Source organism: Mesorhizobium sp. M2A.F.Ca.ET.039.01.1.1, from assembly GCF_003998035.1.
Lineage (GTDB): Bacteria > Pseudomonadota > Alphaproteobacteria > Rhizobiales > Rhizobiaceae > Mesorhizobium.
Genome location: NZ_RZRY01000702.1, coordinates 1 through 3,181, shown reverse-complemented (window position 1 = coordinate 3,181; position 3,181 = coordinate 1). Strand labels below are relative to the sequence as shown.

At 63.6% G+C, this 3,181-nt stretch carries 2 protein-coding genes and 1 pseudogene; 2 read left to right on the top strand and 1 reads right to left on the bottom strand.

The window, feature by feature from the left end; genetic code table 11:
• A pseudogene (locus tag EOA24_RS32135) lies at nt 1-218 on the bottom strand (5-aminolevulinate synthase); the annotation flags it as partial.
• Nucleotides 219-550: 332 nt separating this feature from the next.
• Here EOA24_RS32135 and galE point away from each other — a divergent pair.
• Together galE and EOA24_RS32125 are read left to right on the top strand one after the other, a co-directional pair.
• Entirely contained in the window at nt 551-1,546 is a 996-nt protein-coding gene (gene galE, locus EOA24_RS32130; protein ID WP_126079326.1) for a UDP-glucose 4-epimerase GalE, read from the top strand.
• 165 nt (nt 1,547-1,711) lie between these two features.
• The gene (locus tag EOA24_RS32125) at nt 1,712-2,968 is read left to right on the top strand and encodes a D-amino acid dehydrogenase (RefSeq protein WP_126079325.1); all 1,257 of its coding nucleotides are present in this window, start codon (nt 1,712-1,714) and stop codon (nt 2,966-2,968) included.
• The last annotated feature ends 213 nt before the right edge of the window (nt 2,969-3,181 follow it).

Below are 3,181 nucleotides of genomic sequence, written 5' to 3'. Positions count from 1 at the left end.
CCGGCCGCGGTCTGGAAGGCGGCAATCACATCCTCGTTCTGGCCCATGCCGAGATAGTCGTTGGAGCACCAGACGGTGATTTCCTGGGCGCGGCCGTTGGAACGCCAGATGGCGCGCGGGAACTTGCCCACCATGCGCTCGAGGTCGGCGAAGACGCGGTAGCGCCGCTCCGCGTGGAGCTGGTCGATCGCATCCTCGAAGAACCGCTGGTAATTCATGTCGACTTCCCAATTTTCGGCCGGATCATAGTGGCTGCCCCATGCCGCGTCCACCGGACCCAACCGGTCAAAATGCCACGCCTTTACCCTGTTCCTAACGATGCCGGATCGTGGCCTATTCCCAGCTGTTTGAAGCAGATTTGTTTCAGTACGATGCCTCGGACGGGAGGAACTGTTACCGACTTAACGTTAGAGGGAGGCCAATGCATATCGCCCAAACGTGTACAGCGGTTTTGGGGGAACGACATGGACTTTAACGGGCTTGCGGCGGGGTTTCCAGCACGGTGGCTGTTGAGACAGTTTCCGATAAATCTTGATCAGCGAGGTAGAAGATGACGGTTTTGGTGACGGGCGGTGCCGGTTATATCGGCAGCCATATGGTCTGGGAGTTGCTGGACGCCGGCGAGAGTGTCGTGGTGCTCGACCGGCTTTCCACCGGCTTCGAATGGGCGGTGGCCCCGGAAGCAAAGCTCGTCGTCGGCGACGTCGCCGACCGAGACCTGGTCGGCCGGATCATCCGCGAAAACAAGGTCGACGCCATCATCCACTTCGCCGGCTCGATCGTGGTGCCGGAATCCGTCGCCGATCCGCTCGGCTATTACGAGAACAACACCTGCAAGACCCGCACGCTGATCGAGACGGCCGTCCGCGAGGGCGTGCCGCATTTCATCTTCTCTTCCACCGCCGCCGTCTATGGCGGCGCCGGGCTGGAGCCGGTGCGCGAGGATGCCCGCCTGGCGCCGGAATCACCCTATGGCCTCTCCAAGCTGATGAGCGAATGGATGCTGCGCGACGCGGCGCTGGCGCACGACATCCGTTACACGGCGCTGCGCTATTTCAACGTCGCCGGCGCCGATCCAAAGGGCCGCACCGGACAGTCGACGCCCGGCGCCACGCATCTGATCAAGGTTGCCTGCGAGACCGCGCTCGGCAAGCGCCCCTTCATGCAGGTCTTCGGTACCGACTATCCGACGCCGGACGGCACCTGCATGCGCGATTATATCCATGTCAGCGATCTCGCCGCCGCGCACCGGCTGGCGCTGCAGCGGCTGCGCGCTGGCGGCGCCAGCCTCGTCGCCAATTGCGGTTACAGCCACGGCTATTCCGTGCTCGAGGTAATCGACAGCGTGCGCCGCGCCTTCGGCCATGACTTCGATGTCCGCATGGGCGATCGCCGGCCCGGCGACGCCGCCGCCGTGGTCGCCAATTCCGAGCTTGCCCGCAAGGAGCTCGGCTGGACGCCGCAACGCGACGATCTCGACCTGATCGTCAACGACGCCCTGGCCTGGGAACGCATCCTGACGGGCAAGAATTCCGTGAGAAGCTAAGCAATTCCAGGAAAAGTGTGTAGCGGTTTTCCGTCCGGAATTGGGTCAAGACAAAAAGTCCAGCTGTTGGGCCTAGGGCTCGTCCGGCGCCTTTGGAAGCGGTATTGAGCCTCATGCGGCGGTGCCCTCCGGGTGTGCCGCCGCCATGATGCTTGAGGGGACGGCATGAAGATCCTGGTTCTCGGCGCCGGCGTGGTTGGCACGGCGGCCGCCTATTATCTGGCCAAGGACGGTCACGAGGTGACGGTGATCGAGCGCCACGAGGCGGCGGCCCGAGGCACCAGCCAGTCGAATGCCGGCCTGGTGTCGCCCGGCGACGCCACCGCCTGGGCTTCGCCCGCCGCGCTGAAGACCTTCCTGCGCGCGCTTTGGAACCACGATCTCGGCATCAAGGTGAGACTCCGCCTCGATCCCTATTTCTATGCCTGGAGCCTGCGCTTCCTGCGCGAATGCACCGTGAAGCGGCTGCGCGCCAACACCGACATCAAGCTCAGGCTCGCGCTGCATTCCCGCGCGTGCATCAATCAACTGTCGGAGGAGACCGGCATCCACTACGACGAGCGCAGGAAGGGCATCCTCTATTTCTTCCGCTCGCAGAAGAGCCTCGACACCGGCATCGACAATTACCGCTATCTCGGCGAGCACGGTCTGCCGATCGAGATCGTCGGTCGCGAGCGCCTGATCGAGCTGGAACCGGGCCTGGCCGGCGTGAAGGAAAAGATCGCCGGCGGCGTCTATTCGCCGATCGACCAGACCGGCGATTCCAAGCAGTTCACCGACAGGCTCGCCGCCCATGCCGCCGAGAAGCTCGGCGTGAAATTCCTGTTCGGCACGACAATCCAGGGCCTCGACATCGAGGGCGACCGGGCGCGCGCCGTCATGACCTCGGCCGGCCCGGTCACCGGCGACGCCGTCGTCATCTCCATGGGACCGGAAAGCGGTCTGCTCGGCCGCCGCTACGGCATCGACCTGCCGGTCTATCCGGTGAAGGGCTACACCGCGACGATTCCCTTGGAGGACGAAAGCAAGGGCCCGACCATGGGCGGCGCCGACGAGGACCGGCTGATCGGCTATTCGAGGCTCGGCAATCGCCTGCGCATGTCCTCGACGGCCGAGTTCACCGGCTTCGACCGCAGCTTCAAGCCCAGCGATTTCAGGACCATCCTGGAAACCGGCAAGGATCTTTTCCCGGGAGCCTTCGACGAGAAGAAAGCCGTGCTGTGGGCGGGATTGCGGCCGATGATGCCGAACTCGGTTCCCGTGATCGGCCAGGCGAAATACCGCAACCTCTATCTCGACACCGGCCACGGTCATGTCGGCTGGACGATGGCCTGCGGCTCGGGGCAATTCCTGGCGGATGTCGTCGCCGGCAGAAAGCCACAGATCGATCCCAAAGGATTGCTATACGGGACGGCACGCTGAAACCTATCCAATCGGCGACGTTGGCGCTGCCCCTCATCCGCCCTTCGGGCACCTTCTCCCCGTAAACGGGGCGAAGGGGCTGGCCGTGTCCGAACCGGATAGATAGGTAACAGAATGGACCGATTAGATGGGTGACAGTTTTCTTGCCAGCCGGGAGGACCGGCGATGGTTTGGCGAGAGACTGGCATCATGGATGAGCGGCTTCGTTTTGTT